The sequence below is a fragment of the Aquirufa sp. genome (assembly GCF_044377215.1).
Taxonomy (GTDB): domain Bacteria; phylum Bacteroidota; class Bacteroidia; order Cytophagales; family Spirosomataceae; genus Aquirufa.
Map to the genome: position 1 here is coordinate 1 of NZ_JBILJM010000068.1, position 2,668 is coordinate 2,668.

Consider the following 2,668-nt stretch of genomic DNA (forward strand, 5'->3'; position numbering starts at 1 on the left):
AATAGGACGTGATTTATTTTATAAAACTCAAACGCAGTTCGAACAAGCTTTGAATGGCGTTTATGGTCAGTTGCAAACAATTACAAACACCGCATACATTCAGCAAGAATTTATGTCGGATAACACTACATTGGATTTCAATCCCTTGGATCGTGGGGGTGCAGCTGGTTGGGAAGCATTTGAATATTCGACTGTCAATCAGGGGAATGGTGAGATTAACGCACTTTGGAATAACCATTATTCCACCATGTATAATATCAATTATGCGTTGGAAAAATTAGCTGAAAGTAAAATTGACGGGACCGCAAAAGCAGTTTTGGATGGCGAGTTTAAATTTCTGAGAGCTTATCATTATTTCAACTTAGTTCGCTATTTTGGGGATGTTGTTTTGGTAACAAAAACATTAGTCAACCCGAATGATGCGTTTGCTTTGGTACGGTCTCCACAAGCTGATGTGTACAAACAAATAATCTCTGATTTAACGGATGCATCGAAAGCCTTACCTGCAAGAGCCACTTTGAGAGGTCGTGCAACGCAAGGCGCTGCACTAAGTTTATTGGGTAAAGTGTACTTGACCCAAAAGAATTATGCAGGAGCAAGTTCTACTTTGAAGCAGGTAACTACGTTGGGCTATTCTTTAAACGCTAACTACAAGGACAATTTTGATCCAGCTAAAAAGAATGGTGTAGAATCTATTTTTGAGGTTCAATATCAAGGAGGTAATGATTTGGGCGAGCAAAGTAATTTTGTGTACGTTTTTGCCCCTAGATTATCAGCAGGAGCCGTGACAGGTTTTGCAAATACGGTGCCATCAGGAAGAAATATTCCAACACGGGACATGATAGCTGCATATGAAGAAGGAGATGTAAGGAAAGCTATTTCCTTACAACCTGGTTATACATTGAATGGAAGATATGTTGATATTCCTTACGTAAGTAAATACCAATATCCGCATACAATAACAGGTCGTTCGGATAATAACTGGCCAGTTTTACGGTATTCAGATGTGTTGTTAATGTTGGCAGAATCAATCAACGAAGCTTCAGGACCGAATGCAGAGGCTTACGATTACCTCAACCAAGTAAGAAGAAGAGCTGGTCTAAAAGCTGTTGACGGTTTAAACAAAGAAACTTTTAGAACGGCTGTTTTAAATGAGCGACGCGTTGAATTAGCATTTGAGAACCACCGCTGGTTTGATCTTCAACGAACAAATACACCTGCTTCTCTTGCGGCTCATATGAATAAACATGGCGCATTAGAAAAAGCAAATCCAACTGTTGCTAGAGGTGGAATTGCTTTCAATAACTTAGATTATGTTTATACGGAATTTGAGTATTATTTACCTATTCCTGCGGCACAGATTTTGATTAATGCCAAATTAACTCAGAATCCAGGTTACCAGTTATAATTAATTTTTAACATCACATGCGTGGTGTTACCTAGCGGACTAATTAACTTGCGATGTGAACTTTATGTTGACATCGCAAGTTTTTTAAAAAGCTGTATTAAACTACTAAGCAGTGCAAAACGATATATCAAGTGATCTTTGGCTATTAATTGGGCGCTTACACCCTTTAATTGTACATTTTCCCATCAGTTTACTTTGGGTGGGATTATTGCTTGAGTGCATTGCATGGCGAAAAAAATCAGATCTTTTTCAACCAGCAATCGCTGTGATTTTGTGGGTAGGGACTATCTCTGCGCTTTTGGCAGTAGGGTTCGGGTTGGTGTTGAGCAATCAAGAGGAGTACTCAGGAAATTTAATTTACCTTCATCAATGGTCAGGTATTGCGACTGCCTTTTTATCAGGGCTTACATTATATACTTTTTCAGTTAAGGAGAATAAAAGTTTTCGTTTACTTTTATTTTCAACGGTCATTGGGGTAAGTGTTGCGGGTCACTTTGGAGCTCAGCTAACACATGGAGAGAATTACTTAAGTCTTCAAAAAGAAAAGGCAAAACCCATCATTCCATTAAATGCGTCCCTTCAGGTTCAAGACCTGACAGGTAAAATTGATACGAAGCAAAAACAAGATTTAGGTATTGAGGCAAGGAATATATTAGAAAATCATTGCTTTGAATGCCATAGTGTTAAGAAGTCCAAAGGAAAATTACGTTTAGATGCCTTGGAATATATGCTAAAAGGCGGAGAGGGCGGTCCTGCCATTCAAATAGGATACCCTGAAAAAAGTGAGTTTATTCGTCGGATTAAACTTCCGGCAAGTCATGATGATGCCATGCCTACAAAAGGCAAACGCCTAACCAAAAAAGAAATTGAAATACTTGAGATTTGGGTAAAACAAGGAGCTCCTTGGCCGGGAAGTTCAGTGAAATCTGTTCAATCAGCTAGTGAACCAAAAGAAATCACGGAAGAAAAATCAATCATTGGAAATGAAATAAGCAATGAAAAAATTCTAGCCGTTAGTGAGGAACGGATCAGTACCCCTACGGCATTGAATACGAATCAGATTCAAGAATTAACGATGAATGTTAGATCGATTCTTGCGCACAATTGTTACAGCTGCCACAATGCGACCAAAACAAAAGGGGGCTTGCGGTTAGATAAAAAAGAACTCCTTTTCAAAGGTGGCGAAAGTGGTCCGATTTTAGTTGCTGGGAATCCGAGTAAAAGTGAAATTATTCGCCGCATTAAATTGCCGGCTGGACA

2 protein-coding genes are annotated in these 2,668 nt (G+C 39.0%); both read left to right on the forward strand.

Going from position 1 to position 2,668, the window contains the following annotated elements:
* On the forward strand, positions 1-1,408 hold a 1,408-nt coding region (locus ACIQ6T_RS11365), incomplete at its 5' end, for a RagB/SusD family nutrient uptake outer membrane protein (RefSeq protein WP_395786476.1).
* A gap of 112 nt (positions 1,409-1,520) precedes the next feature.
* Positions 1,521-2,668: c-type cytochrome domain-containing protein (locus ACIQ6T_RS11370; protein ID WP_395786478.1), on the forward strand; the 1,148-nt coding region annotated here is incomplete at its 3' end.